This is a genomic window from Pseudomonadales bacterium, assembly GCA_024234165.1.
GTDB lineage: Bacteria > Pseudomonadota > Gammaproteobacteria > Pseudomonadales > UBA5518 > UBA5518.
In genome coordinates, this window is sequence record JACKOP010000001.1 from 1 (window position 1) to 25,652 (window position 25,652).

Annotated in this window: 23 protein-coding genes; 11 read left to right on the plus strand and 12 right to left on the minus strand. The window is 65.3% G+C overall.

What is annotated here, in order from left to right:
* The 3 genes from H7A12_00005 to H7A12_00015 all read right to left on the minus strand — a co-directional run.
* Positions 1–1,539 (minus strand): TonB-dependent receptor (locus tag H7A12_00005; protein ID MCP5319211.1); only part of this gene is annotated, 1,539 nt, incomplete at its 3' end.
* A 39-nt stretch (positions 1,540–1,578) separates the two neighbouring features.
* Entirely contained in the window at positions 1,579–1,782 is a 204-nt protein-coding gene (locus H7A12_00010; protein MCP5319212.1) for a hypothetical protein, read from the minus strand.
* A 75-nt stretch (positions 1,783–1,857) separates the two neighbouring features.
* A complete protein-coding gene (locus H7A12_00015; GenBank protein MCP5319213.1) occupies positions 1,858–3,333 on the minus strand; it encodes a DUF853 family protein in 1,476 nt (491 codons plus the stop codon).
* A gap of 476 nt (positions 3,334–3,809) precedes the next feature.
* Here H7A12_00015 and H7A12_00020 point away from each other — a divergent pair, with 476 nt between their 5' ends.
* Positions 3,810–4,397, plus strand: a complete 588-nt coding sequence (locus H7A12_00020) for a DUF882 domain-containing protein (GenBank protein ID MCP5319214.1) — start codon at positions 3,810–3,812, stop codon at positions 4,395–4,397.
* A gap of 22 nt (positions 4,398–4,419) precedes the next feature.
* Positions 4,420–5,703: an MgtC/SapB family protein gene (locus H7A12_00025; GenBank protein ID MCP5319215.1), complete on the plus strand. Its 1,284-nt coding sequence runs from the start codon at positions 4,420–4,422 to the stop codon at positions 5,701–5,703.
* Positions 5,704–5,745: 42 nt separating this feature from the next.
* Here H7A12_00025 and H7A12_00030 read toward each other — a convergent pair whose 3' ends face one another.
* The 5 genes from H7A12_00030 to H7A12_00050 all read right to left on the minus strand — a co-directional run bounded on the left by H7A12_00030 (position 5,746) and on the right by H7A12_00050 (position 12,101).
* Positions 5,746–7,914 carry a YgiQ family radical SAM protein gene (locus H7A12_00030; protein MCP5319216.1) on the minus strand — a complete coding sequence of 723 codons (2,169 nt, stop codon included), beginning with the start codon at positions 7,912–7,914 and terminating at the stop codon, positions 5,746–5,748.
* An 89-nt stretch (positions 7,915–8,003) separates the two neighbouring features.
* Entirely contained in the window at positions 8,004–8,960 is a 957-nt protein-coding gene (gene motB / locus H7A12_00035) for a flagellar motor protein MotB (GenBank protein MCP5319217.1), read from the minus strand.
* A complete protein-coding gene (gene motA / locus H7A12_00040; protein MCP5319218.1) occupies positions 8,957–9,808 on the minus strand; it encodes a flagellar motor stator protein MotA in 852 nt (283 codons plus the stop codon). Before motA ends, motB begins: the two co-directional genes overlap by 4 nt.
* A 218-nt stretch (positions 9,809–10,026) precedes the next feature.
* On the minus strand, positions 10,027–10,587 hold the full coding sequence (gene folE / locus H7A12_00045; protein ID MCP5319219.1) for a GTP cyclohydrolase I FolE: 561 nt from the start codon (positions 10,585–10,587) through the stop codon (positions 10,027–10,029).
* Between the two features lie 50 nt (positions 10,588–10,637).
* On the minus strand, positions 10,638–12,101 hold the full coding sequence (locus H7A12_00050) for a wax ester/triacylglycerol synthase family O-acyltransferase (GenBank protein ID MCP5319220.1): 1,464 nt from the start codon (positions 12,099–12,101) through the stop codon (positions 10,638–10,640).
* A 170-nt stretch (positions 12,102–12,271) separates the two neighbouring features.
* On the opposite strand from H7A12_00050, the gene H7A12_00055 reads away from it, so the two are divergent.
* Positions 12,272–12,676, plus strand: coding sequence for an STAS/SEC14 domain-containing protein (locus H7A12_00055; protein ID MCP5319221.1), 405 nt, complete (start codon positions 12,272–12,274; stop codon positions 12,674–12,676).
* A 47-nt stretch (positions 12,677–12,723) separates the two neighbouring features.
* Here H7A12_00055 and bioA read toward each other — a convergent pair whose 3' ends face one another.
* Both bioA and H7A12_00065 read right to left on the minus strand, forming a co-directional pair.
* On the minus strand, positions 12,724–14,034 hold the full coding sequence (bioA, locus tag H7A12_00060) for an adenosylmethionine--8-amino-7-oxononanoate transaminase (GenBank protein ID MCP5319222.1): 1,311 nt from the start codon (positions 14,032–14,034) through the stop codon (positions 12,724–12,726).
* 4 nt (positions 14,035–14,038) lie between these two features.
* Complete coding sequence (locus H7A12_00065; protein ID MCP5319223.1) at positions 14,039–14,632, minus strand: arylesterase; 594 nt, start codon at positions 14,630–14,632, stop codon at positions 14,039–14,041.
* A gap of 22 nt (positions 14,633–14,654) precedes the next feature.
* Between H7A12_00065 and H7A12_00070 the strand changes: the two genes are divergently transcribed.
* Both H7A12_00070 and H7A12_00075 read left to right on the plus strand, forming a co-directional pair.
* Positions 14,655–15,344 (plus strand): ATP-binding cassette domain-containing protein, encoded by a 690-nt coding sequence (locus H7A12_00070; protein MCP5319224.1) that lies wholly within the window; start codon positions 14,655–14,657, stop codon positions 15,342–15,344.
* On the plus strand, positions 15,338–17,803 hold the full coding sequence (locus tag H7A12_00075) for an ABC transporter permease (protein MCP5319225.1): 2,466 nt from the start codon (positions 15,338–15,340) through the stop codon (positions 17,801–17,803). The genes H7A12_00070 and H7A12_00075 overlap by 7 nt, the downstream gene beginning before the upstream one ends.
* On the opposite strand, the gene H7A12_00080 is transcribed toward H7A12_00075, so the two are convergent.
* A complete protein-coding gene (locus tag H7A12_00080; protein MCP5319226.1) occupies positions 17,804–18,595 on the minus strand; it encodes a flagellar brake protein in 792 nt (263 codons plus the stop codon).
* Between the two features lie 98 nt (positions 18,596–18,693).
* Here H7A12_00080 and H7A12_00085 point away from each other — a divergent pair, with 98 nt between their 5' ends.
* Positions 18,694–19,479, plus strand: a complete 786-nt coding sequence (locus H7A12_00085; protein MCP5319227.1) for an SDR family oxidoreductase — start codon at positions 18,694–18,696, stop codon at positions 19,477–19,479.
* A 1-nt stretch (position 19,480) separates the two neighbouring features.
* Complete coding sequence (locus tag H7A12_00090; protein ID MCP5319228.1) at positions 19,481–20,353, plus strand: hypothetical protein; 873 nt, start codon at positions 19,481–19,483, stop codon at positions 20,351–20,353.
* A gap of 51 nt (positions 20,354–20,404) precedes the next feature.
* Here the strand turns inward: H7A12_00090 and H7A12_00095 are convergent, their stop codons facing one another.
* The gene (locus H7A12_00095) at positions 20,405–21,385 is read right to left on the minus strand and encodes a malate dehydrogenase (protein MCP5319229.1); all 981 of its coding nucleotides are present in this window, start codon (positions 21,383–21,385) and stop codon (positions 20,405–20,407) included.
* Positions 21,386–21,563: 178 nt separating this feature from the next.
* On the opposite strand from H7A12_00095, the gene ttcA reads away from it, so the two are divergent.
* From ttcA to fliG, 4 genes are all read left to right on the plus strand, one after another.
* Positions 21,564–22,403 (plus strand): tRNA 2-thiocytidine(32) synthetase TtcA, encoded by an 840-nt coding sequence (ttcA, locus tag H7A12_00100; protein MCP5319230.1) that lies wholly within the window; start codon positions 21,564–21,566, stop codon positions 22,401–22,403.
* Positions 22,404–22,550: 147 nt separating this feature from the next.
* Positions 22,551–22,907, plus strand: a complete 357-nt coding sequence (gene fliE / locus H7A12_00105; GenBank protein MCP5319231.1) for a flagellar hook-basal body complex protein FliE — start codon at positions 22,551–22,553, stop codon at positions 22,905–22,907.
* 34 nt (positions 22,908–22,941) lie between these two features.
* Positions 22,942–24,642, plus strand: coding sequence for a flagellar M-ring protein FliF (fliF, locus tag H7A12_00110; protein ID MCP5319232.1), 1,701 nt, complete (start codon positions 22,942–22,944; stop codon positions 24,640–24,642).
* Positions 24,629–25,648, plus strand: coding sequence for a flagellar motor switch protein FliG (gene fliG / locus H7A12_00115; protein ID MCP5319233.1), 1,020 nt, complete (start codon positions 24,629–24,631; stop codon positions 25,646–25,648). The genes fliF and fliG overlap by 14 nt, the downstream gene beginning before the upstream one ends.
* Positions 25,649–25,652: the final 4 nt, after the last annotated feature.

The window sequence follows — 25,652 nt, forward strand, 5'->3', positions numbered from 1 at the left end:
GTCCCCGTGCCAGCCGAACTCGATGCTGTCGATACGTTCCGGGTCGATGTTGGCCACGAGCTGACCGGCCTGCAGCCGGTACAGCTCTGCCGACTCGGGGGGCCGCAGGCCGTGCGTGTAGATGAAGGAGATTCGCTGCGTTTCACCGAGAGCCTGGATGGCGGACAGACTGAAAGCGGGTTCGGTGAATTCGTCGTGGCGGTCCGCAGGGCGTGAATAGCGGCAGGGTTGCGGACGAGCCAGCGTGCCACACGGGCGGCCATCGTCGCGTGTGGCGCCGTCGATCATGCGGTTGTCGTAGTCGTACCGCTGCTGCTCCAGGCGTGCGCCGAGCTGTATGCGCGTGCCGCTCACGGGCTCCCAGTCGAGCTGGGTGAATGCCGCGAGATTGCGACCCTCGACCTTGTAGTCGTACTGCTTTCCCTTGGGCAGCACGGGGCTGGCTACCGCGTTGGCCTGGGTCTGTTCGACGCGACTTCGACTCCACTCGCCGTCGAAGCCTGCCAGCAGTCGCAGGTCTTTGCCGAGCGTGCGATGCCAGTCGCCCTGCCAGCCGGTGCTGTCGAAACCGTTTTCCTCCAGAGGCTGGCCGAGCAGGAAGTGCTGCAGGAAACGCATGCGCTGGTAGCGCAGGAACGGGGTGAACGAGAGTTCACCGCCGAATGCATCGAGCGTGAAGCGTCCGTACCAGCGCGCGGTACGGTTGTCGCGAAACGCTTCCGGATTGGGGTTTTCACGCAGGCGATGGCGATCACGGTAGGCGTTCCTGCCGATGACGTAGCCGGCGGTTTCCTGCTTCTGGTTGCCGAGGCTGAGTAGTGACTGCAGCTTTATTTCTGACCAAGCATGATCGTGCCGGTAGACGAGTTTCTGCAGATCGTAGCCCGAATCGTGCTTGTAGCCACCGTCGTAGGTGGTGTTGAGGCTGAGTCGCCACGCGTCGTCGCTGTCACCCTGTCCGTAGCTTGCGAGCAGGCGGGCGTAATCGTGTGGACCGGCGCCGACGCTGATGCTGGCGGCGCGTCCGATCGGCGGTGGCATGCTGATCACATTGATCACGCCGTGTTGTGCGTTGCCGCCATGGACTGCATTGCCCGGACCACGCAACACCTCGATGCGTTCGGCCTGTTCGTAATCGACCTCGGACAGTTCGTTCGCGTTGCATACCCCGGATGGGCGCAGCGGCAGACCGTCCTCGGCAAAATAGAAAGCGCCGCAGCTGCCCGGGCCAGTGAATACCGGCGAGCGGATTGCCGTGAGGTGTTCCTGTCCGTTGCCTCGCTGCACGAAGGCCCCCGGAATGCGCGCCAGGGCGTCGGAGATATGTACTGCGCGCATGAGATCGAGTTCGTGCGTGTCGATGACGCCGATGCTCGAGGCGATGTCGCGCGTGGACTCGGGAACCCGGGAACCGGTGACGACGATGGTTTCGAGTTCGCCCGCAGCCGCTGTCGCGCTGCAGGCAAGTGTCGCGATGGCAGCGCCGAGCCGGTATGCGCGGCTTCGCCACGACGACGGCGTGATGTCTGTGGAAATCATGTTTCTCCCTGGCCGATCCGCAGACGGGCGTCTGGAATTTCAGTCGCTCGCGGCGTCGATGGCGTCGAGCTGCTGGCGGGTCTGATCCTGCATCTGCCGTTCCAGATCCTGCGCCTTCCGGGTGGATTCCTGGTAGCGCACCTCCGGGCGTGCAGCGGTGCTGCCAGACGAATCGTGCGAACCGTGGTTCATCCAGAACGCCACTGCCACGACGACGACCAGAACGATCAGCAGGCGGATCATCGCAACCTCGGCAGTGTGTCGACACCAGCGTGGCGCATGATAGCAGCAGCCGTGTCCGCAGATCCTGCCGCGCACTCAGCGCCGACCGGTGATCGAACCGAGGATGCCGCGCACGATGCTGCGCCCGATGCCGGTGCCTACGGTGCGCACTACGCTCTTCAGCAGTGCTTCGGTCGTGCTCTGCCGGTTCGAGCGGGGTGTCGGCGCTTCCCGCCGGTGTTGCTTTTCCTGCGCGTCGAGCTGCTGCTGGCGCTCGTGCGCGGCGAGCGCATCGCGCGTGCGCTGCTGCAGGACTTCGTGTGCGGATATCGGGTCGTGCACCTTGCCGTAACGCAGGAACAGCGGATCCTGGTTGATCAGTGCCCGGCGTTCCTCGTCGCCGAGAGGGCCCATCCGCGACACCGGTGGACGGATCAGGGTGCGCTGCACCACGCCGGGCACACCACTCTCGTCGAGGGTCGATACCAGCGCCTCGCCGACTCCGAGGTGCGAAATCACCTCTTCGCTGTCGAACGCCGGATTGACCCGGAACGAGCGCGCTGCGACCCGCACCGCCTTCTGTTCATCCGGCGTGTACGCGCGCAGTGCATGCTGGGCACGGTTGCCGAGCTGCGCCAGCACGTTGCCGGGTATGTCTCCCGGGCTCTGGCTGATGAACCAGATTCCCACGCCCTTGGAGCGGATCAGGCGTACGACCTGCTCGACGCGTTCGGCAAGGGCACGCGAGGCGCCGTTGAAAAGCAGGTGCGCTTCGTCGAAGAAGAACACGATTCGCGGCTTGTCCGGGTCGCCGATTTCCGGTAGCTGCTCGAACAGTTCGGACATCAGCCACAGCAGGAAGCTCGTGTACAGGCGTGGCTGGGTGATCAGGCGACGCGCATCGAGCAGGTTCACGATCCCCCGGCCGTCGACGCCTGTACGTATGATGTCCGCGAGCTGCAGTGCCGGTTCGCCGAAGAATCCGCTGCCACCGGCGCTTTGCAGCAACGTCACGCGACGCTGGATTGCCGCGATCGACTGACGCGACAGTGCGGTGTACGCGGCCCCAAGCTGGCCTGCGTTCGCATACAGGTAGGCGAGGGCCGATTCGAGGTCTGCCATGTCGAGCAGCAGCAACCCTTCGTCGTCGGCAAAGCGGAACATCAGCGCCAGCGTCGACTCCTGGGTATCGTTCAGCTCCAGCATGCGCGCGAGCATCTGCGGACCCAGCTCCGAGACGCTGAGCCGCAACGGCGTTCCCGCCTCGCCGTAGACGTCCCAGATCGTGACCGGGCAGGCAGTGAACGGCGGCTGCTCGGCACCGATCTTCTGCCAGCGAGCGGCAATCCGCTCGTTCGGCGTGCCTGGGCGGGCCAGACCGGCCAGATCGCCCTTGACGTCGGCCACGAACACGGGAACACCGGCTGCGGAAAAACCCTCCGCGAGGCACTGCACCGTGATCGTCTTGCCGGTACCGGTCGCGCCGGCGACCAGCCCGTGACGGTTCGCGACACGCAGTGGCAGCGTGACCGGCTGTTCCCCGGCACCGATGAAGATCGGGTTGGTATCCATGCTCAGTCACTCCGCAGGCGGTCGAGCGCGGCCGGCAGTGCGGCATCACGATCGTAGTAGATGTCGCGCTTGAAGATCATGGTTGCGTCCTTCGCGACGGTGGCAGTCCGGTAGTAGAGCAGAATGGGTACCGGCTTGGCGAGATTGACACGCCGTCGTGCACATGGCCGCCCTCGAAGCCGGCGCTATCGACGAGCATGCAGGTGGGCGGCCGGGTCGTGCAGCATGCCGGCCAGAGTGCCGTCCGCCGGCGCCGGAATGGCAAGCAGAAAAGCCGGCGATACGGCTGACCAGGCTGGGATACGGCGGCGATGCATGGAGTCGAGCAAGGAGTCGAGCAAGGAGTCGAACAAGGAGTCGAGCAAGCTTTACCGATCAGTGCTTTACCGCTATTTTGGCGAGGTGTCGGCAACGGTACGTCGCTCCCGGCCGGCGCACTTTGGCACTCTCCGCACAATGATCGCCAAGGAGTCGTCATGGCGTATTCCCACACTTCCGCGCCGCGCGCAGCGCGCACCGACCGGCGCGTGTTCCTGAAACGGCTTGTGCTCGCAGGCGCTGCCGGCATGCTGGCGACACCGGTACTCGGCAGTGTGCCGGCACCGGCGCGCGCGCAACCCGGGGTTCGTGAACTCGGTTTCCTCAACCTGCATACCGGCGAGCGTCTGCGCGTTCCGTACTGGGAAAACGGTCACTATGTCGATGATGCGCTCGGGGCGATCTATCGCGTGTTGCGCGATCACCGCGCGAATGTGGTGCATGCGATCGATACGCGGCTGCTCGATCTGCTCGCAAGGTTGCAGGCGACGGTCGGCAACCTGCGTTCGTACGAGGTGATCTCGGGTTATCGCGCACCGTCGACCAACGAGATGCTGCGCACCCGCAGCTCCGGTGTCGCGCAGGGCAGTCTGCACCTGCAGGGCCAGGCGATCGATATCCGGCTGCCGGGTTCGGATCTGCTCGCGCTGCACAAGGCCGCAGTGAGCCTCAAGGGCGGCGGTGTGGGTCTCTATCGCTCCTCGAACTTCATTCACGTAGATACCGGAAGGGTGCGCTACTGGTGACGACGGTGCGGCGCTTGCGCTGATGATCGGTATCGACCTCGATGTGGCGCGCGATTTCCTGATCGCCTTGCTGATCGGCGCACTGGTTGGCGTCGAACGCGAGAAGAGCCAGAGTGCCAGCGGTCACCGTACGATTGCGGGGCTGCGTACCTTCATCCTGCTGGCCCAGCTGGGTTCGCTCGCCGCGTGGGCTTCCATGCAATACGGCGGGCCGGCGTTGTACGCGGTTGCGTTGGCGCTGGTGGGGCTTGCGGTGATCAGCGGACACGTGCTCGAGAGTCGTGTGCGTCCCGATGCGCCGGGTCTGTCGACCGAGTTCGCGGCACTGACGGTGTTCCTGCTCGGCGGTGTGGTGATGTACGGTCATGCCGAGGTTGCCGTCGCGCTCGGCATCCTGACCTCGGCGGTGCTGGCATTCAAGCAGCCGCTGCACGGTCTGGTGGCGCGCGTCGCCACCGACGACATCTATGCGGTACTGAAGCTGCTGATTGCAAGTTTCATCGTTCTGCCCTTGCTGCCGAATCGTGTCATCGACCCACTCGGTGTGCTGAATCCGTATCTGTTGTGGCTGCTCGTGATCCTGATTTCCGGGCTCTCGCTGGTTGGCTACGTCGCGGTTCGTCTGCTCGGTGAAGCGCATGGCACCGTGGTAACCGGATTTGCCGGTGGCCTCGCCTCGTCGACGGCGCTGACGCTGGGGTTTGCGCGCCAGAGCCGCATCGATCCCACTTCCACCGGGGCCGATGCACTCGCTGCAGGTATCCTGACCGCCTGGGCGGTCATGTTCGTGCGTGTGATCATCACGATCGCGATCGTCAACACGGATCTGCTGCCCGCAACGATCAAGAGCTTCGGTGCGCTGACGCTGGTGACCGGACTGCTTGCCGCCTTCTTTTACCTGCGTGGGCTGCGGCGGCGACCGGTGACCACGAGCGGTGAGGTCGTGAGTGTCAGCAACCCGTTCAACCTCGTCTCGGCGGTGCAGTTTGCCCTGCTGTTCGCCCTGGTGCTGGTGGTGGTCGAGTTGACGCGACAGCATGCACCCGAGGGGGGGATCTACGTCGTGTCGGCAATTGCCGGACTGACCGACGTCAACGCGATCACGCTGTCCCTGGCGCAGCAGGCGAGCGATGCGGCGGGGTTCGAGATCGCCGCGCGCGCACTCGGTATCGCCGCACTGGCCAATACGCTGGTTAAATTCCTGCTGGTTGCGATGCTCGGGCGCGGTCCCTTGCGTCTGCGACTGGCGGTGGCAACCGGGGTGCTGTTCCTCGCCTGGTTGCTGCTGAGCTGGTTCGTGTTCTGACGGGAACAGCTCAGTCGCGCGACCGGGCCGATCGACGCATCATCAGGGCGGGGTGCGAGGTTTGCGCGCTGGCGGCGGGCCGGACCCCGCGTTGCGGCGTCGTGCACACGGTCGTCTTTCGGCAATCGCGCCAGCGTTTGTGTTGCGTGCCGGCTGGTACGCTGGCACCAGATGCCGTTTGCCGTTGCCGATCAGATCGGCGCGCCCCATGCGCTTCAGCGCCTCGCGCAGCAACGGCCAGTTCTCCGGGTCGTGATAGCGCAGGAACGCCTTGTGCAGGCGGCGCATGCGCGGTGTGCGCACCGTTTCCACCCGTTCGCCGTCGCGGCGTACGCGCTTCAATGGATTGCTTCGCGTGTGGTACATCGTGGTCGCGAGGGTCATCGGTGTCGGCAGGAAACTCTGGACCTGGTCGAGGCGGAAATCGTTGTGTTTCAGCCACAGCGCGAGGTTCAGCATGTCGTCATCGGTGGTGCCCGGATGTGCGGCGATGAAGTAGGGGATCAGGTATTGTTCCTTGCCTGCTTCGCGTGAGAAACGGTCGAACATCTCCTTGAAACGGTCGTAGTTGCCGATGCCCGGCTTCATCATCTTCGACAGTGGCCCTTCCTCGGTATGCTCGGGAGCGATCTTGAGGTAGCCGCCGACGTGGTGCTGGGTCAGCTCCTTCACGTATTCGGGTGAACGAACCGCAAGGTCGTAACGCAGACCCGAGCTGATCAGTACCTTCTTCACTCCCGGCACTGCCCGTGCCTTGCGGTAAAGTGCAACCAGTGCCGAGTGATCGGTTCCCATGTTCTCGCACACGTCGGGGTAGACGCACGACAGCCGGCGGCATGCGCTCTCGATCTCGTGCGACCGGCAGGCGAGGCGGTACATGTTCGCGGTAGGTCCGCCGAGGTCGGAAACCACGCCGGTAAAGCCTGGCGTGCGATCGCGTATCTCCTCGATCTCGCGCAGCACCGAAGTTTCGGAGCGGCTCTGGATGATCCGTCCCTCGTGCTCGGTGATCGAGCAGAAGGTGCAGCCGCCGAAGCAGCCGCGCATGATGTTGATCGAGAAACGGATCATCTCGTAGGCCGGGATGCGTGCATCACCGTACGCCGGGTGCGGGCGGCGCTGGTACGGCAGTTCGTAGATCGCATCGATCTCGGCGGTGCTCAGTGGCAGCGGTGGCGGGTTCAGCCACACGTCACGATCGCCGTGTTGCTGCACCAGCGCCCGAGCGTTGCCCGGATTCGATTCGAGGTGGAACGTGCGCGAGGCGTGTGCGTACAGCACGGGGTCGTCACGCACGGTCTCGTAGGAAGGCAGCCGCACCACGCAGCGCTCACGGTCGATCCGCCGCTTCTCGGGAGACGCGAAACGCAGGACCTGGGCTGCGGTGTCAGCCGGTGCCGCCGGCTGCGATCGTACCGGCGGTGACGATGTTTCCGGTACCGGCGCCCCCATCGCATAGGGGTCGGGCTGGCGCATCGGCGGGCCGGGCGTGTCTACAGCACTGGAGTCGATTTCGTTCCAGTCCGCTCCGGGTTGCCAGCCGTGCGTCACCATGAATGCACTGCCCCGCAGGTCGCGGATCGCAGCCACCGGCTCGCCCGCAGCGAGCCGATGTGCCAGTGCGACCAGCGCGCGTTCGGCATTGCCGTAAATCAGCAGGTCGGCCTTCGAGTCGGCAAGCACCGAGCGGCGTACCTTGTCCGACCAGTAGTCGTAATGCGCGATCCGCCGCAGGCTGGCTTCGATCGAGCCGATCACGATGGGTGTGTCGGGGAACGCTTCGCGCGCCCGTTGCGCATAGACGGTGAGCGCACGGTCCGGGCGCCGGTTCGGCTCGGCGCCGGCGGTGTAGGCGTCCTCGGAACGGATCTTCCGATCCGCCGTATAGCGGTTGATCATCGAATCCATGTTGCCGGCCGTGATGCCGAAAAACAGATTCGGCCGACCCAGGGCGCGAAAATCTTCCGGTGACTGCCAGCGCGGCTGGCTGATGATGCCGACCCGAAACCCCTGTGCTTCCAGTGCGCGCCCGATCAGTGCCATGCCGAAACTCGGGTGATCGACATAGGCATCACCGGTGACGATCACGATATCGCAGGAATCCCAGCCGAGCGCTTCCATCTCCTCGCGCGACATCGGCAGGAAAGGAGCGGTACCGAAGCGCCTGGCCCAGTATTTGCGGTAGCTGAAAAGCGAAGGTGCCTGCTGCATGGCGCGCATTCTAGCGCCGTGTACTGCGAACGACGCGGTGCAATGTCAGGGCATATTCCCTGCCGCACGCCGCGTCGGGTGGTCCGCTGTCATTGCGCCTGCGGAGCGACGGGTCTGGTCTGGTCCAGGAACTCGGATTGGGTGCGCGAGACCAGCGTGACTCCCTTCAGCGCGTCCTCGATCTCTCGGCGCAACACCAGGATCACGATCCTGCGGTTGCTCGCGGCGGTAGGATTGTCGGTGATCAGTGGCACCGAGGCGCCCATTCCCTGCACGGTGAAGATCTTGTCTTCGGGGTAGCCCCCTTCGATCAGCGCACGCCGCGCACTGTTCGCCCGGTCGGCCGACAGCTCCCAGTTGCTGTAGTCGGAACCGTCGCGGTAGGCAACCGAATCGGTATGACCGTTGATGCTGAGGCGGTTCGCGACCACATCGAGGCGTGGTGCGAGCGCGTGCAGCACCTCGCTGGCGTAGTCCTGCAGTCGGCTCTCGCCGCGATCGAACATCGGGCGGTTGTCCTTGTCGACGAGCTGGATGCGCAACCCCAATGCCGTCTGGTCGATGAGGATCTGGTCGCGCAGCTTGACGAACGCCGAATCCTGTTTGCCGAGCTCTTCCTCCAGCGCCTGCTGCAACTCGTCGAGCGAACGCTTCTCGCGCGCCTGCTGTTCGGCACGCACGGCTGCGTCGCTCGCTTCGGCCAGTGAAGGTTCGCTCTCGATCGGTTCGGCCTGGCTGACCGGATTGTCGAGCGAGATGGCACCGGTCTGGATGCCGCCGGGGCCTATCTGTCCGACGCCGGGAGCATCGAGTCCGCCACCCTGGCCGGCGATCGTCCCGCGCGGGTCGTTGAAATAGCCCTGGATGGCGGTGCGCTCCTCTGGCGACGTCTGTGCGAGCAGCCACATCAGCAGAAAGAAGGCCATCATCGCCGTCACGAAGTCGGCGAATGCGACCTTCCACGAACCACCATGGTGGCCGTGCGCGACGACCTTCTTCTTGCGGCGGATGATGATCGGCGCGGTGGCGCCGTCGGTCACATTCATTTCTGCTTCACACGTTCTTCGACTTCGGTCCAGGTCGGACGGATCGCGTGATAGACGATCTTGCGGCCGAATTCGACCGCGAGCTGCGGCGGGGCACCCGAGAAGCTCGCCATCATCGCGACCTTGATGCACTCGAAGAACTTCGCTTCCTCGCGTGCCAGATGCTCCAGGTACGTCGAGGTCGGACCGACGACGCCGTAGGAAAGCAGAATGCCGAGGAAGGTGCCGACCAGCGCCGCGCCCACGTGCTGGCCGAGTTCCGCCGGAGGGCCACCGATGTGCGACATCGTGATCACGATCCCCATCACGGCAGCGACGATACCGAAGCCCGGCAGTGCATCGGCAACCTTGCTCAGCGCGCCTGGAACGAGGTGCGATTCGGCATGGTGCGTCTCGAGTTCGGCGTCGAACAGCGCGTCCAGATCGTGGGTGGCGACACCGCCGAGAGTCATCACGCGCAGGTAATCGATGATGAACTCGCGTGCGCCGTGGATACGGTCGATCCCCGTATGCTTGCTGAAGATCGGGCTGCCTTCAGGGTCGTCGATGTCCTTCTCGATGCCGAGCAAGCCTTCGCGCCGCATCTTGTTGAACAGGTCGTAGAGCAACCCGAACAGCGCAAGGTAGGTCTCCTTGCCGAAGGGCGAGGGCTTCAACAGCGTCGCGCCCGACTTCAGCACGTTGACGGTCACCCCGAGCGGATTGGACATCACCATCGCACCGAGTGCAGCGCCGCCGATGATCAGCAGTTCGAATGGCTGGAACAGGGCAAGCAGCTTGCCGCCGGAGAGCATGAAGCCCGCGACGCACGATGCCAGCACGACCACCAGTCCGATCACTACATTCATTTGCAGTCCTGACTCCCCGGTCTTGCCCGGCCGCTGCGCGGGCAGTTCATGAAGCACGCGATGACGCAAAGCAGACTAGCACAGGGTTTGCGATCTCACACGGCACGGCGCAGCGCCGGGGTGTTCGCGTTCAACCGGCGTTCTGCAGGATTGCTGTTCCCGGGCGTGCTGCCGCAGAGTGTGCTCGTTTGCGAGACGTTGCGAAGGAGGTTGTGAGGCTACGAGCAGCCACGTACCAGCGACAGGAATTCCTGCCGCGTGGCGGCACTGTCGCGCATGCGCCCGAGCATCACCGAAGTCGTCATCTCCGAGTTCTGCTTCTGTACGCCGCGCATCATCATGCACATGTGGCGTGCCTCGATCACCACACCGACGCCCTTGGCGCCCGTGACTTCCTCGACCGCGTTGGCGATCTGCAGTGTGAGGTTCTCCTGGATCTGCAGGCGGCGCGCAAACATGTCCGTGATGCGGGCGATCTTCGACAGCCCGAGCACCTTGCCGGACGGCAGATAGCCGACGTGGCAGCGACCGATGAAGGGCAGCAGATGATGTTCGCACAGCGAGTAGAGCTCGATGTCGCGCACCACGACCATTTCGTCGTTGTCCGACTGGAACACCGCGTTGTTGACGATCTCGTGCAGGTTCATCCGGTAGCCGTCGGTCAGGAAAGTCATCGCCTTCGCAGCGCGCAGCGGCGTGTCGCGCAATCCCTCGCGCCCGGGATCCTCGCCGAGGGCTTCGAGAATGCGGTGATAGTTCGCAGCGAGCTCGTCGATCATCTACGGTTCTCCGGAAAGGCTTCGGTATACGCAGGCGCGCGTGCGGCGGATCAGTCGCGGCGTGGGCGCCGGCTGCGCCGGCTGCCACTGCGGCGACGACCGAGGGCGCGGGCCGCAGTGTTCAGTTCCTCGAAACTGTCGTGGATGCAACCGCCGTAGACGGTCGGATCGGGCAGCATGTCGCGACACGCGGTGAAGCCGATCGAGATCCCGTTGTGGTAGCTCGGTACCAGGTGGACCAGACCCATATCGTCGAGCACCGCTCCCAGGCCCGCGCTGCACAGCAGGCGTGCGCCACACAGGTAGAGCGGAACCTGGGCGCCGGGGATATTCGAGATCACCGTGTTGATGGGTGCTGCGCCTTCGGACATCAGCATCGTCTGGCTCGCTGCCCGCAGTCCGAGCGATCCCCGGCGTGGGGAAACCGCCTGGGTCAGATCGGTCAATGCACGTGCACCAGCGGCATGGGCGTACTCCTTCGACGCCAGGCACTCCTCGTGCACCTGGTGCAGGCGCTCCACCGGATCGGCGATGTCCGTATACAGCGTCAGGGTCATCATCTGCACCCTGGTGCCGTCGGCGTCCTCCGGCGTGCGGATGTTGATCGGGGCGCCGGCGATCAGGCTTGCCGGTGGCAGTTCGCTCGTAGTCAGCAGGTAACGTCGCAACGCTCCGGCAATCAGCGTGACCACGACGTCATTGATGGTGGCACCGGGCGCAAGGTTGCGGATGTTGTGTATGGCTGCGAGTGGATAGAAGCGCGCATCGAAGCTGCGGTGTGCGCTGACGGTGCCGTTGAAGCGGGTCAGTGGGCGTTCACGCGTGGCCAGCAGGCGATGGCGTTGCAGTGCATCGCGCAGTCCGGAGATGCCCGGGGCGTTGCTGACCAGTGTGTGCGCGAGCCGGGACGGTTGGCGCAGGGTGTTGAGCCACGCGCGTGCGAGCAGGCCGCTCGTGGCAGGGATCGTCTCGGGACGCCAGCGTGGTGGCTGTGCACCCGTCGCTTCGCTGGGGTCGGGGCTGGTGTCGTGGATCACTCCAACGATATCGGACGCCGGTGCGGGATCGATCGCAGCATGGTGCAGCTTCAGCAGCAGCGCGAACGAGCCGCGCGGCAAGCCTGCGATATTGTCCAGACCCTCGATCACGTACGCCTCCCACAGTGGCCGGGAGCGATCGAGGATACGGGCATGCAGTCGTGCGACCTGGATGCATAGCTGGCGCCAGTCTCCCGGCTTTGGCAGTGCGATGTGTCTGACATGGAACTCGAGGTCGAAATCGGCAGTTTCGACCCAGTACGGATAGTCCAGTCCGAGCGGAACTTCAGCCAGGCGCCGGCGCAGTACCGGCGCCATGTGCAGCCGGCTTTCGAACAACTGCAGGATATCCCTGAGACGAACCCGGCCACCCGGTGTGCTCGAGGGGTCGTAGATCTGCAGACGCGAGATATGCAGCGGTGTGCGCTCCGTTTCGCGGCTGAGGAACAGGGTGTCGAGTGCCGAAAGCTGCTGCATCATTGCGCTCCGCAATCATCGTCATCTGGCTGGAGTATAGAGGGTGATGCTCGACGGGAGCGCTGCTTGTCGGGGTGCCGCGAGCGTCTGATAATGCGGGGCGTGCCCACGGAAGGGCAGCGGGGATGCGATCGGGATGGCATCCCCTGGCACAGGGAGGCAAGCAGGACATGATCGAGATCAAGGCCGGTGTGTCGCGCCCGTGGATGCGCGTCACGCTGATCGGCTGTATCCACGCGTGCGATTTCAGCGACAGGGTGATGCCTGCTGCGGAGCGCCTGCACGAACGCGACGGGCGCATCGGGTATCTGGTACTCGACGTCAGGCGTTTTCATGGCTGGAGCGGCGGCGGGACCTTTGCGGCGCAGATACGCTTCCTGCATGCTTTCGGGCGCAGTGTGGAACGCGTTGCAGTGCTCGGACCGCGTGCATGGAGCGGCGCAGTACCGGCGATTGCCGCGCTGTTCGTGGCAGCCGAAGTGCGCAGTTTCACGCCGGGGCAGGGCGGTTTGTTGCGCCGTTGGTTGCGCCAGCGCAGCTCCGGTGGGGCGGGAGTCCGTCGCGGCAAGTCCTGAGTGCCGTGCGGCAACGGTTGCATCGAGGGCATCGTGAAATCCCCTCGTCAGCGCGCGAGGCAGTGCGCCAGGGTTCCGACGATGGCCTGTGTGAGTCGTTCGAGTTCGGCATCGTCGATCACGAACGGTGGCATCGTATAGACGAGTCGACCGAATGGACGCAGCCACACGCCACGCTCGACGAACGCAGCAGTGATCTCGCGCATCGGGACCGGCTGTTCGGTCTCGATCACGCCGATTGCGCCGAACACGCGCACATCACGCACCGCAGGCAACTCGCGCGCCGGGGCAAGGCCGGTGCGCAGTCCCGCCTCGATGCGTGCAACCTCGCGTGACCACGGCTGCGCCAGCAACAGCCGCGTACTGGCGAGCGCGAGCGTGCAGGCCAGGGGATTGCCCATGAACGTGGGGCCATGCATCAGTGCCCCTGCTTCACCGGCGCACACCGTGGCAGCGATGCGATCACTGGTCAGCGTGGCCGCCAGTGACATATAGCCACCGGTCAGCGCCTTGCCCACGCAGAGGATGTCGGGGGCGATGCCAGCGTGCTCGCAGGCGAACAGCTTGCCGGTGCGCCCGAAGCCGGTGGCTATCTCGTCGGCGATCAGCAGCACTCCGTGCGCAGAGCACAGGGCGCGTACGCGGGCCAGGAAGTCGGCGGAGTAGAAATGCATCCCGCCGGCGCCCTGCACCACCGGTTCGAGGATGACGGCGGCAATGCGCGCTGCGTGCTGGTCGAGCAGGGTTGTGAACGCGCTGATGTCCTCTGCGCGCGCGGGATCCCCTGGGCCGCCTCCGGGGCGCGGTGCGAACAACTGTCGTGTCAGCACGCCGTCGAACAGGCGGTGCATCCCGGTCAGCGGATCGCAGACCGACATCGCCATGAAGGTGTCGCCGTGGTAGCCACCGGCGAGCGCCAGCACGCGCGTGCGTTCGCGCTCGCCGCGACTCTGCCAGTACTGCAGGGCGATCTTGATCGCGACCTCGACCGCCACCGAGCCGGAATCGCACAGGAACACCCGTTCGGGTTGTCCCGGCGTGATGCGTGCAAGCAGCGCGCAGAGCTCGGCTGCCGGTTCGTTCGTGAGTCCGCCGAACATCACGTGGGCCATGCGCTGCGCCTGTTCGTGCAGGGCACGGTTCAGTACCGGGTGGTTGTAGCCGTGAATCGCCGACCACCACGAGGCCATGCCGTCGATGAGTTCGCGCCCATCGGCGAGCTGCAGGTGTACGCCTCGTGCCGATGCCACCGGATAGACCGGATCGGCTGCGATCGCGTGCGCGTACGGATGCCACGCATGACGCCGGTCCAGTTCCAGCCACGCGGGCTCTGCAGGCAGTTTCCGCTGATCTGCCATATGTTCAGTCCCGCAGCAGCGCGGAAAGTGCAGGCAATACGTTGGCGAGAATCAGCGGCTGTGCCGCCGCATTCGGGTGGATGCCATCCTCCTGCATGAGTTCCCGGTTGATCGCTATGCCTTCGAGCAGGAACGGAACCAGTGCACTCGTGGTCTGTTCGGCGAGCGTGCCGTAGATCGCGTGGAACGCCGTCGTATAGCGTGGTCCGTAGTTCGGCGGTATGCGCATGCCGAGCAGCAGTACCTTCGCCCCGGCGTGCCGGGCATCGGCAATCATCTGTGCGAGGTTGGCGTGGATCACGGCCGGAGCAAAGCCGCGCAGCCCGTCGTTGCCTCCGAGCTCGAGCACGACGATGCGGGGGCGGTATTCGGCCAGCAGTTGCGGCAACCGTGCCTTGCCGCCTTCGGTGGTTTCGCCGCTGATGCTGGCGTTGACCACTGCGCAGCCGTCGAGCCGTTGTGCGAGCAGGCTGCCCCAGCCCTGCTCGACCGGAACGCCGAACCCGGCGCCGATCGAATCGCCGAGTATCAGCACGCAGCCTGCGTTGCCGCGCGCCGCCAGCGTGACGAATAATGCCAGCACGAACAGTGCCGGCAAGGAGAGCAGTCGGGTGCGGGTCATGGAGCCGTTGATCGTCGTGAGAGGGGTCGGCAAGGAGGTCGTTACTGCAGAGGGATCGCTCGGCATCTTGCGAGGGATCGATCTGGAAATCAACCACGGTGAGGCAGTGGCCGTGGTCGGTGCATCCGGGTCCGGGAAGTCGACGCTGCTCGGTCTGCTGGCCGGTCTGGAGTTGCCGAGCTGCGGGACGATCAGCCTCGATGGCGAGGATCTCACCCGTCTCGACGAGGATGGACGCGCGCGTCTGCGGGCGCGGCTCGTGGGTTTCGTGTTCCAGTCGTTCCAGTTGCTGCCCGGGCTGACTGCACTGGAAAACGTCATGTTGCCGCTCGAGATCCGCGGCGACCGCGCAGCCGCTTCGCGTGCACGCGAGTTCCTGCAGCGCGTCGGGCTCGAGGCGCGTACCGGGCACTACCCGCGTCAGTTGTCCGGTGGCGAGCAGCAGCGTGTCGCGATCGCCCGCGCCTTCGCGTGTGCGCCGCGCGTGCTGTTCGCCGACGAGCCGACCGGCAACCTCGACGCGGCGACCGCGGCGCGTGTGATCGATCTGCTGTTTGCGCTGCAGGCCGAACACGGAACCACGCTGGTGCTGGTGACGCATGACGCGCGGCTCGCGGCGCGCTGTTCGCGCCAGCTCACGCTGGTTGGGGGCGAACTGGTGGATGCTGCCGGAGAACTCGTGTGCTGAGGCTCGCGTGGCGGCTGTTCCGGCGTGACTGGCGCAGTGGCGAGCTCGGCATACCGTTCGCAGCGTTGGTGCTCGCGGTCGCGATCGTCAGCACGCTCGGTCTGTTCGTCGATCGCCTGCAGCGGGCCGTCGATCAGCGCGGTGCGACGTTCATGGCCGGCGACCTGGTGCTGCGCAGCAATCGCGCTGTCGATCCCGACTGGATCGTTGCGGCGCGCAGCCGCGGTCTGCGCAGTGCCGGCGTGCTCGAGTTCGTGACGATGGTCATGCACGACGACGCGATGCAACTGGTGAGCGTGAAAGCCGTGGATGCGGCCTATCCGCTGCTCGGCAGGATCGCGGTTGCCGATGGTGATGGCAGCGTGGTGCGTGAGCTCGGGCACGGCCCCGCCGGTGGTGAAGTCTGGGTCGACGAGCGCGTGCTGCCGTTGCTGGGGATCAGGATCGGAGACCGCATCGTGGTTGGTGAGCGCGAGTTGCAGGTCGCGGCCTTGCTGGTGCGTGAGCCGGATGCCAGCGCCAATCTGCTCGCGCTGGGGCCGCGGCTGATGATGAGCCAGGAGGATGTGGCAGCGGCGGGAGTCGTGCAGCCGGGCAGCCGCGTGCAGTACTCGTACCTGTTCGCCGGTGATTCGCGAAGCCTCGCGGTGTGGCGTGCGACGATCGAACCGCATCTGGCCGCAGGTCAGCGCTTCGTGTCCGTCGAGGATGGCCCGGCGCGCGTTGCCAATGCGCTCGCGCGTACCGAGTCGTTCCTGCTGCTGGGCGGATCGTTCGGGGTGGTGCTCGCCGGTGTCGCGCTCGCGATGGCGGTGCGGCGCTATGCAAGCCGGCACGCGGCGCATGTGGCGGTGCTGAAGACATTGGGTCTGGTGGCGCCGGCCATACGCTGGGTGTACGCACTGAACATGATCTGGTTGCTGCTGCCCGGCACCTTGCTCGGCTGGTTGCTGGCGTGGTCGCTGCAGGCGGCGGCCTTCGCGCTGCTGGCGGGCGTGTTCGTGGACGCTGTGCCAGCACCGGGGATGCGCGCCTTGTGGCTGGGAGCCGGTACGGGTGCACTCGGCCTGCTGGGACTCGCCACGCCACCGCTGCTGGCCATGACCAATGCCGCACCGGCCGGGGTGTTGCGACGCGAGGCGATGCCGCGTACGACTTCCGCCGTGCTTTATGGATCGGCATTGGCAACGCTGGTCGTGTTGCTGCGCTGGTACAGCGGCGACTGGAATCTGACCGTCGGTGTGCTTGGTGCACTGGCGGGCATCGCTGCCGTGGCAGGCGGCGTCAGCTTCGTACTGTTGCGGCGAGCGCGTGTACCCGGTGCCGGGGCACGCGGCATCCTTGGTCTCGCGCTGGCAGGCTTGCGACGCCACGCGGCGCTGAATGCGCTGCAGGCGCTGGTGGTCGCGGTTGCGTTGATGCTGGCGCTGGTTCTGTTGTTGGTACGTACCGTGCTGATCGATGACTGGCAGCGTGGTCTGTCCCCGCAGGCGCCGAATCGTTTCCTGCTGAATATCGCGCCGCATCAGGTCGGCGCAGTGCAGGCGTTTCTTGCCGAGCGTGGTGTCACGACTGCCGGGATGTATCCGATGGTCCCGGGGCGCATCGTCGGTGTGGATGGTGCGTCGCCCGAGCTGCGTGAAGGTGAGAGGCTCGATCTCGACCGGGACCTGAACCTGACGTGGGCAGACGGGCTGCCCGAAGACAACACACTCGTTGCCGGTGCGTGGTGGGGCAGTGCGGCGCGCGACGAGGTTTCGGTCGAGTCCGGCATGGCACGCGCGCTCGGCTTGCACCTGGGCAGTGTGTTGACGCTGCAGATCGGGCCGAAGCGCTTCGACGCGGAGGTCACCAGCATCCGCGCTCTCGACTGGGACAGCATGCGTCCGAACTTCTTCCTGATGTTCCCGCGCCATCTGCTCGAACGCGAGGCGGCGATGTGGCTGACCAGTTTTCATGTCGATCATGCGCATACCGGGGTACCGGCAGCTCTGTTGCGTGCCTTCCCTACGCTGACCCTGCTCGAGGTCGATGCGCTGCTTGCGCAGGTGCGCGCGATCACGACCCAGCTCGCGTGGGCGATTTCACTGGTGCTTGCCTTGCTCGTACTGGCTGCTGTACTGGTCCTGGTGGCGAGCGTGCGGGCCGGACTCGACGCCAGATTGCACGAGGCGGCGATGTTGCGGGTGCTGGGTGCGTCACGCCGGCTGGTGCTCGGAAGTCTCGTGATCGAATTCGCTCTGCTCGGTGCCTTCGCCGGTGCGCTTGCTGCGACAGGTGCCGAGATCACTGCGTGGGCAGTGCAGACGCGCGTACTGGATCTGGAGTTCCGCATGCACCCGCTCGCGTGGCTGGCCGGCCCGTTGCTTGGTGCGGCGTTGTCGGCGTTGCTCGGCCTGCTCGGCTGCCGTTCTGTGGTGCGCACGCCACCGCTGGTGGTGCTGCGCGCCGTGGACTGATCAGGCGCGGGCCGTCTCGCGGCGTTGGTGACGCTGGGCAAGCGCCAGGAAATGCTCGAGCTGGCGTGCGGCCGCCGGCGGCAACGCCTCGATGCGGGCTCCGACGATGGTATGGCGTGTCGGGCGCTTGCGGAACTCGAAGCTGCGGACCTCCAGATCACACGCGATTTCGGGCAGTCCGGGGACGGTCAGCAAGCACTGCTGCAGGCGTGCGTTCTGACGCAGCCACTCGCTCAGGTTGCCGGGGCAGTCGAAGCCGAGCCCGGTCTGGGACAGGTTCAACACCGTGCACAGCAGCCGGTCACCCTCGGGACCGCGCAGCCGCAGCCGCACCGCGCTGTCGCCATCCAGCGCGAGGCGGAAATGCGCCCGTCGCTGCTTCGCTTCGACCGTATCGGGGAGCGCGAGACGATACGCGGGCAGCCCATCGGCCTCGTCGATGCTGATGGCCTTGACCCAGGTCGTGAAGCGCACCGGCAGGCCGCGGCGCACGCTGGTGATCTCGACTTCGTCGCCGGGTGCGATGAAGAACTGCCCATGCGCAGGGAACAGCTCGTCGATGAGAACATGGTGTTCGACCGGATCCACCTTGAGGATCAGGCTCTGGTAGGTGCTGCCACTGCGCTCGGGGAAGCGCACATCGACGAAGCAGCGCTCCTCGACGAGTTGTTGCAGGCGGATCACCGTCTGTTCGAAGCTCGAACCGGTATCGGCACCGTTTTCTGATACGGGTTCCGGCCGCTGGCGGTGCAACAATCCGCTGAGGATCTTCCTGAGTCCGTGTTCGGCCATGCGTTGCGCCTGCTGTGACGAGTCGGTTGCGAGTATAGACCAGCGTACCCTGTGGTAGTCTCTGCGCCGTCGTCTACAGGGCAGGCGGAGCGTCGGAAATGGATCTGGGTGTGCAGGGAAAGGTGTTCCTGGTTGCGGGAGCGAGCAAGGGGCTCGGTCATGCAATTGCACGCTGTCTTGCCGCAGAGGGTGCTGGCGTGGCGATCGCGAGCCGTGACGCGCAGGGTATCGCGTGTGCCGCACGTGAGCTCGGCGCGCTGAGCGAGGCCGGCGTAACCGGTACCGCTTGCGACGTGCGTGACGCCGCTGCACTCGGCGCCTGGGTCGATGCAACCGTACAGCACTTCGGGCGTCTCGACGGGGTGGTCACCAATGCCGGAGGGCCACCGCCAGGCGGCTTCGATGCCTTCGACGATCATGCCTGGCAAGCGGCGTACGAACTCACGCTGTTGAGTGCCGTGCGTCTGGTGCGTCTCGCGTTGCCGCACCTGCGCGTGCGCGGCGGTTCGATCCTGATGTTGACGTCATTGACGGTGCGTGAACCGGCGGAACAATTGCTGCTGTCGAGCGTGATGCGCTCCGGTGTGGCGGCGCTGGCCAAGAGTCTTTCGCGTGAACTCGCGGTTGACGGCATCCGGGTGAACAACCTGGTTCCGGGACTGATCGCGACCGATCGCATGCAGCAGCTCGATGCGTTCCAGGCGCAAGGCAGCGGGATCGACGCGCTCGAAGTGCGGCGCCAGCGTGAACGGTCGATACCGCTCGGACGTTATGGCGCAACGGAGGAGTTCGGCCGTGCCGGAGCTTTCCTGCTTTCCCCGGCGGCGAGCTACATCAGTGGTGCCACGCTGGTGGTGGATGGCGCCAGCATGCGAGCGCTGTAGCGTGCTGCGCTGGTTGCCCGTACTGCAACTCGCCTGCGCCATCGTGTTCTCGATCACGGCCCGCGCCGATCCGGTCTCATCCGGGCGGGACTGGCGTCACATCGAACTCGAGGCGCGCAAATTCCTGCTGGTTGCCAGATCCAGTGTCACGGTCGAGGCGCAATCGGCGGAGCAAGCCACGTCGCAGTTGGTCGATGTTGCAGGGCAAAGGGCACTTGCAGTGCCCGCGTCCGGCGCCTGGCGCATCGATGCACGCAGCAGCGCACCGGGTGCCAACTCGCATGTCACCGTCTGGCTGGCACGTGACAACCTGCAGTTGCTGCAGCGCGAGCGCCTCGATTCCATTCAGGGCGGGCGCTACAAGCTGACGCGCATCCTCGAGGACGGCAGTTACGGCTGGCAGCGCCGCGGCAGCGCCGCAGCGCGTGGCACCGCGCCCCGGGACTGGCCGCTGAAGCGCGAGCGCCTGCATCGGGCAGTGCGTACCGGTGATTGCACGGATTCCCTGGGCCTGTTGTTGTTGTCTGCCGATCTGGTGCGCAGTGAACGCGTGCGCTCGCTGGCGCGCGTGTGCACCGATGAGGGGGCGCTCGACGTCGCGCTCACACTGCAGGGGGATGCGCGCCAGAGGATTGCCCACACACGTGTCCAGCGTGGCCTGCGCACACGGGTCGAGTCCGAAACCGTGTGTCGACGGGTGGGTATGGCGGTCGAGAACGGTGCACAGAACGCCGACGATTTCCGGTTGCTGGGACTGACGGGGCGCTTGCAGGTCTGTGTGGATCTGGAAACCGGAGCGCCGTTGCAGTTGCTCGGAACCGAACCGATGCTCGGGGAATTCCGCATCGATGCAACGCTGATCGAAACAGATTAGCGAAAGGGGGGGGTGGACACGGAACCCTGCGGGGTTCCGTGTCGCTGTCGATCAGGGCAGCAGGTGCGCGACGGCGTCGCGTTCCTCGCTGAGTTCCTGTTCAGTGGCCTGCATCTTTGCGCGCGAGAAATCGTTGATCGTGGCACCTTGCACGATCTGCCAGTCGCCGTCCTTGCACGTGCATGGGAACGAGTAGATCAGACCTTTCTGGATGCCGTAGCTGCCGTCGCTGTAGACACCCATGCTGACCCAGTCGCCTGGTGCCGTGCCGAGTGCCCAGCTGCGCATGTGGGCAATCGCGGCGTTGGCCGCCGAGGCAGCACTCGAGGCGCCACGTGCCTTGATCACGGCGGCGCCACGCTGCTGTATCGTCGGGATGAAGTCGCTTTCATACCAACCGCGATCGACCAGCTCGAGTGCGGGCCTGCCGTTCACTTTGGCGTTGAACAGATCCGGATACTGGGTCGAGGAGTGGTTGCCCCAGATCGTCATGTGCGTCACGGCGCTGACCGGGTTGCCGGTCCGGATCGCCAGTTGTGTGAGGGCGCGGTTGTGGTCGAGCCGCGTCATCGCGGTGAAGTGCCGCGGATCGATACCCGGTGCGTTGCGTTGTGCGATCAGTGCGTTGGTGTTGGCGGGGTTGCCGACGACGAGCACGCGAATGTCGCGTGAGGCAGCGGCATCGATCGCCTTGCCCTGGACCGAGAAGATCGCCGCGTTGGCTTCGAGCAGATCCTTGCGCTCCATGCCGGGACCGCGCGGGCGGGCGCCGACCAGCAGTGCGTATTGTGCGTCTGCAAATGCCTCTTCGGGCTTGTCGGTGCACACCATGCCGGCGAGCAGCGGGAATGCGCAGTCGTCGAGTTCCATCGCCACGCCCTGCAGTGCGCCGAGCGCCGGAGTGATCTCGAGCATCTGCAGGATCACCGGTTGGTCGGGACCCAGCATCGCACCGGAAGCGATGCGGAACAGCAGGCTGTAGCTGATCTGGCCGGCGGCGCCGGTGACGGTTACGCGAACGGGTGTTTTCATCTCGAGGCTTTCCTGTAGTGTTGAAAAGATGAGCGTGGGGAGCAGGGCTCGGATTGTAGCGGCTGGGCCGGGATGCCGCCAACACGGGCGAGCGTCGGTATCGCGAAGGTGTGTGCATGACCATCGGCGTGAAAGCCCGTAGAATGCGCGCCCCGAACCGTTACCAGGAGGCGTTGTCGTGGCCCCGGCCGATCCCCGCAGGAGTCGTACCGAGTTCAACAAGCTGCAGAAGCGGCTGCGGCGCAACGTCGGGCGTGCGATCGAGGACTTCGCGATGATCGAGACCGGCGATCGTGTGATGGTCTGTCTCTCCGGCGGCAAGGATTCCTACGGGATGCTCGATATCCTGCTGAATCTGCAGAAGACGGCTCCGGTCGCCTTCGATCTGGTCGCGGTGAATCTCGATCAGAAACAGCCCGGATTTCCCGAGGAGGTCCTGCCGCGCTACCTGGAGTCGATCGGGGTAGAGTTCTACATCCTCGAGCGTGATACCTACAGCATCGTGAAATCGGTGATCCCCGAGGGCAAGACCACCTGCAGCCTGTGCTCGCGGCTGCGCCGTGGCAACCTGTACGGCTTTGCTCGCGAGATCGGCGCGAGCAAGATTGCGCTCGGTCACCATCGCGACGACATCATCGAGACGCTGTTCCTGAACATGTTCCACGGTGGCAAGCTGAAGGCGATGCCGCCGAAGCTGCTGAGCGATGACGGAGACAACGTGGTGATCCGGCCGCTTGCCTATTGCCGCGAAGAAGACCTCGCGGCGTACGCGACGTATCGGGAGTTTCCGATCATTCCGTGCAATCTGTGCGGTTCGCAGGACAACCTGCAGCGCAAGGCGATCAAGGAGATGCTGCGCGACTGGGAACGCCGCTTCCCGGGGCGCATCGACTCGATCTTCGGCGCGATCGGCAACGTGGCGCCGTCACAGCTCGCCGATCCCCGCCTGTTCGATTTCCGCTCCCTGCGCGCCCGCCCTCCGGCGAGCGACCGTATCCGTGCGATCAACGTAGGTTGACCACGGCCTGCTCCAGGGCGGGATCGAATCCGTCCTTGTGTATACGTTGGCCCGAAATGTGCACTCGCTGCTGCGTGGTCAGCAGAACGAGTCGCTGCGCCAAGAATCCGTCGCATGACGTGGATCGCTTTCGGGGAGGAGCCGGTGATGGTCGAGCGGGCCGATATCGCACAGGTACTGGCGCAGATGCGCTCGATCCAGGCGCAGATGCACCGCCCGGTGCACGAGGCGATGCCGGGGCAGATCGAACCCGGGCAACTGCTTCGCCCCCAGGAGGACGCGCCGGTCTTCGGTACGCTGTTCAGCCAGGCGATCGAACGCGTGAATGCCGTGCAGCAGGAAGCGAACGTGCTGCGCGAAGGCTATGAACTCGGAACGCCCGGAGTCAGTCTCACGCAGGTGATGATCGCGGCAGAGAAGTCGAGTATCGCGTTCGAGGCGATGACGCAGGTGCGCAATCGCCTGGTCGACGCGTACAAGGAAATAATGAACATGCCGGTCTGATACCTGAGGTATCACCGGCGGAGGCACGGCGAGCATGGCAGAACAGGAAGTGCAGGGCGGAGCACAGTTGCCTGCGGTGAGTGGCGGTGCGGCCGCTGCGACGCTGACTCCCTATATCGCCGGCATTGCCACCCTGTCGATTCCGCGCCAGGTCGGGGTGATCGTCGGCCTGGCGGTCAGCATCGCGCTCGCCGTATGGCTGGTGCTGTGGTCGCAGGGTGCCGACATGCGTCCGCTCTACGGCAGCATGGAAAATCTCGATGCGACTGCCGTGACAGGCACGCTGGAGTCGCGCGGCATCAAGTACCGTATCGACGCTGACAGCGGTGCCCTGCTGGTCGAGTCTTCGCGTCTGCACGAAGCACGGCTGGCGTTGGCGCAGGCCGGCGTGCCGAGTCAGCGCGCGGTGGGGCTCGAGATGCTCGAACGCGATCAGGGTATCGGCACCAGCCAGTTCATCGAGACGGCGCGCTATCGGCGTGGTCTCGAAAACGAACTCGCACGCACGATCGCGAGCATCAACGGGGTACGTGGCGCGCGTGTCCATCTGGCATTGCCGGAGCGTTCGGCGTTCGTGCGCGATCAGCGCAAGGCAGCAGCTTCGGTACTGCTCGAGGTGCAACCCGGACGCGTGGTCGAGGAAGGGCAGGTGCGGGCGATCGGCAATCTGGTCGCCTCCAGCGTGCCCGGACTGGAGTTGGCCGCAGTGACGATCGTCGATCAGCACGGCAAGCTGCTGTCGGACTTCACCGAGGACGCCGAAGCGGCGGCTGCGAATCGCCAGCTCGAATACACGGCCCGGCTCGAAGACCAGCTCGTGCAGCGGGTACACCGCATTCTCGACCCCATCGTCGGCAACGGCCACTACAAGGCAGAAGTCACTGCGGACGTGGATTTCACCGCGGTGGAACGGGCCGATGAGATCTACAACCCCGACTTGCCGGCGCTGCGCAGCGAACAGCGCCTCGACGAGCAGCGTACAGGCGGAGCTGCCGGCGCCGGTATCCCGGGCGCACTCAGTAACCAGCCGCCGGTGGGTGGGGTGGCACCGGAAGTCGTGCCCGGTGCGCAGCCCGCTGGCGCGGCGCAACCGGCCGAACCGCGTGATGTACGCAGCCAGGCGACGCGCAACTACGAACTCGACCGCTCGCTGAGCTACACCCGGCACCAGGTCGGCAAGGTGCGCCGGCTCACGGTTGCCGTCGTGCTTGATGATCGCACGCGCCTCGATGCCGAAGGCAAGCGTGAAAGCGTGGCCTGGGATGAGGGGGCGCTGGCGAGGATCACCACGGTGGTGCGTGACGCAGTGGGTTACGATGCGGCGCGTGGTGACAGCGTCAACGTCGTGAATGCGGCCTTCTTCAGCCTGGGCGCTGAAGACGCGGCGATCGAGGACGACCCGTTCTGGCGCCAGGACTGGTTCCTTCCGCTGTTGCGCCAGGTGCTGGCGGCCGTTGCGTTGCTGGTATTGCTGCTGGTGGTGGTGGCACCCGTGCTACGCTCGTTGAGCAGCAATACCCGTGAGCTGCGTGCCCTCGAGGAGAGGCAGCAGGCCGAGCGCGCACGGCTCGAGGCCGGGCAGGCGGGAGCAGGAGGCGAAGGAGCCGAGGCACTGCTGCTACCGGGGCCGGCGCGCGAGTACCAGCGCCGCCTGTCGGCGGTGCAGGCGATGGTCGAAGGGGATCCCGAACGTGTGGCGCAGGTGATACGCAGGTGGGTGCGTGACAGCGACTGAAGAAAAGCAGGGTGCGGATCTCACGCCATTGGAGCAGGCGGCGATCCTGTTGCTGTCGGTCGGCGAGGCGAACGCTGCACGCATCCTGCGTCACCTCGGTCCCAAGGAAGTACAGAAGGTCGGCGCGCAGATGGCCAGCATGGGTGACATCGAAGCGCGCGATGTCTCGCGGGTGATGGAGCGCCTGCTGCTCGAGGCCAACACGGCCAGCGGTCTGGGTGTCGGCACCGAATCGTACATCCGCAATGTGCTGATCGAGGCACTCGGCGAGGAGCGTGCCGGCACGCTGATCGATCAGATCCTGATGAGCGACAAGACCAGAGGGCTGGAGGCCCTGCGCTGGATGAATCCGAAGCTGGTCGCGAACACGATCGGTGGTGAACACCCGCAGATCCAGGCGGTGATCCTGTCGTACCTGCATCCGGACCAGGCAGCCGAGGTATTGACGTACTTCCCGGACAAGGCGCGTGCGGACCTGCTGATGCGCGTGGCAACCATGGAGTCGGTGAATGCCAGCGCGTTGCAGGAGCTCAATCGCATCGTCGAGGGGGAACTCGCCGGTTCCGGATTGCCACAGGGGCAGTTCCGTGGCGGTATCAAGTTCGCAGCCGACATCATGAACAACCTCGAGACTGCAACCGAACAGGCGCTGATCGAGCAGATCCGCGAGGCCGACGAGACGCTTGGCAGCCGCATCCAGGATCTGATGTTCGTGTTCGACGACCTGAAGACCATCGACGACCAGGGCATCCAGTCGCTGCTGCGCGAGGTGTCGTCGGAGGTGCTGGTGCTGGCGCTGAAGGCGGCCGACGACGATCTCAAGGCCAAGATCTTCGGCAACATGTCGAAGCGCGCCGGCGAGTTGCTGCGTGACGACCTCGAAGCGAAGGGGCCGGTGCGCGTCAGCGACGTGGAGAATGCGCAGCGCGAGATTCTCGTGGTGGCACGGCGCATGGCCGACGCCGGTGAGATTTCGCTCGGTGGCGCTTCCGAGGCAATGATATGAATCC

Coding starts and splice junctions, on each gene's coding strand:
- H7A12_00010 (MCP5319212.1), bottom strand. CDS start 1,782: ATGATCCGCCTGCTGATCGTTCTGGTCGTCGTCGTGGCAGTGGCGTTC.
- H7A12_00015 (MCP5319213.1), bottom strand. CDS start 3,333: ATGGATACCAACCCGATCTTCATCGGTGCCGGGGAACAGCCGGTCACG.
- H7A12_00020 (MCP5319214.1), top strand. CDS start 3,810: ATGGCGTATTCCCACACTTCCGCGCCGCGCGCAGCGCGCACCGACCGG.
- H7A12_00025 (MCP5319215.1), top strand. CDS start 4,420: ATGATCGGTATCGACCTCGATGTGGCGCGCGATTTCCTGATCGCCTTG.
- H7A12_00030 (MCP5319216.1), bottom strand. CDS start 7,914: ATGCAGCAGGCACCTTCGCTTTTCAGCTACCGCAAATACTGGGCCAGG.
- motB (MCP5319217.1), bottom strand. CDS start 8,960: ATGAATGTGACCGACGGCGCCACCGCGCCGATCATCATCCGCCGCAAG.
- motA (MCP5319218.1), bottom strand. CDS start 9,808: ATGAATGTAGTGATCGGACTGGTGGTCGTGCTGGCATCGTGCGTCGCG.
- folE (MCP5319219.1), bottom strand. CDS start 10,587: ATGATCGACGAGCTCGCTGCGAACTATCACCGCATTCTCGAAGCCCTC.
- H7A12_00050 (MCP5319220.1), bottom strand. CDS start 12,101: ATGCAGCAGCTTTCGGCACTCGACACCCTGTTCCTCAGCCGCGAAACG.
- H7A12_00055 (MCP5319221.1), top strand. CDS start 12,272: ATGATCGAGATCAAGGCCGGTGTGTCGCGCCCGTGGATGCGCGTCACG.
- bioA (MCP5319222.1), bottom strand. CDS start 14,034: ATGGCAGATCAGCGGAAACTGCCTGCAGAGCCCGCGTGGCTGGAACTG.
- H7A12_00070 (MCP5319224.1), top strand. CDS start 14,655: ATGGAGCCGTTGATCGTCGTGAGAGGGGTCGGCAAGGAGGTCGTTACT.
- H7A12_00080 (MCP5319226.1), bottom strand. CDS start 18,595: ATGGCCGAACACGGACTCAGGAAGATCCTCAGCGGATTGTTGCACCGC.
- H7A12_00085 (MCP5319227.1), top strand. CDS start 18,694: ATGGATCTGGGTGTGCAGGGAAAGGTGTTCCTGGTTGCGGGAGCGAGC.
- H7A12_00095 (MCP5319229.1), bottom strand. CDS start 21,385: ATGAAAACACCCGTTCGCGTAACCGTCACCGGCGCCGCCGGCCAGATC.
- fliE (MCP5319231.1), top strand. CDS start 22,551: ATGGTCGAGCGGGCCGATATCGCACAGGTACTGGCGCAGATGCGCTCG.
- fliF (MCP5319232.1), top strand. CDS start 22,942: ATGGCAGAACAGGAAGTGCAGGGCGGAGCACAGTTGCCTGCGGTGAGT.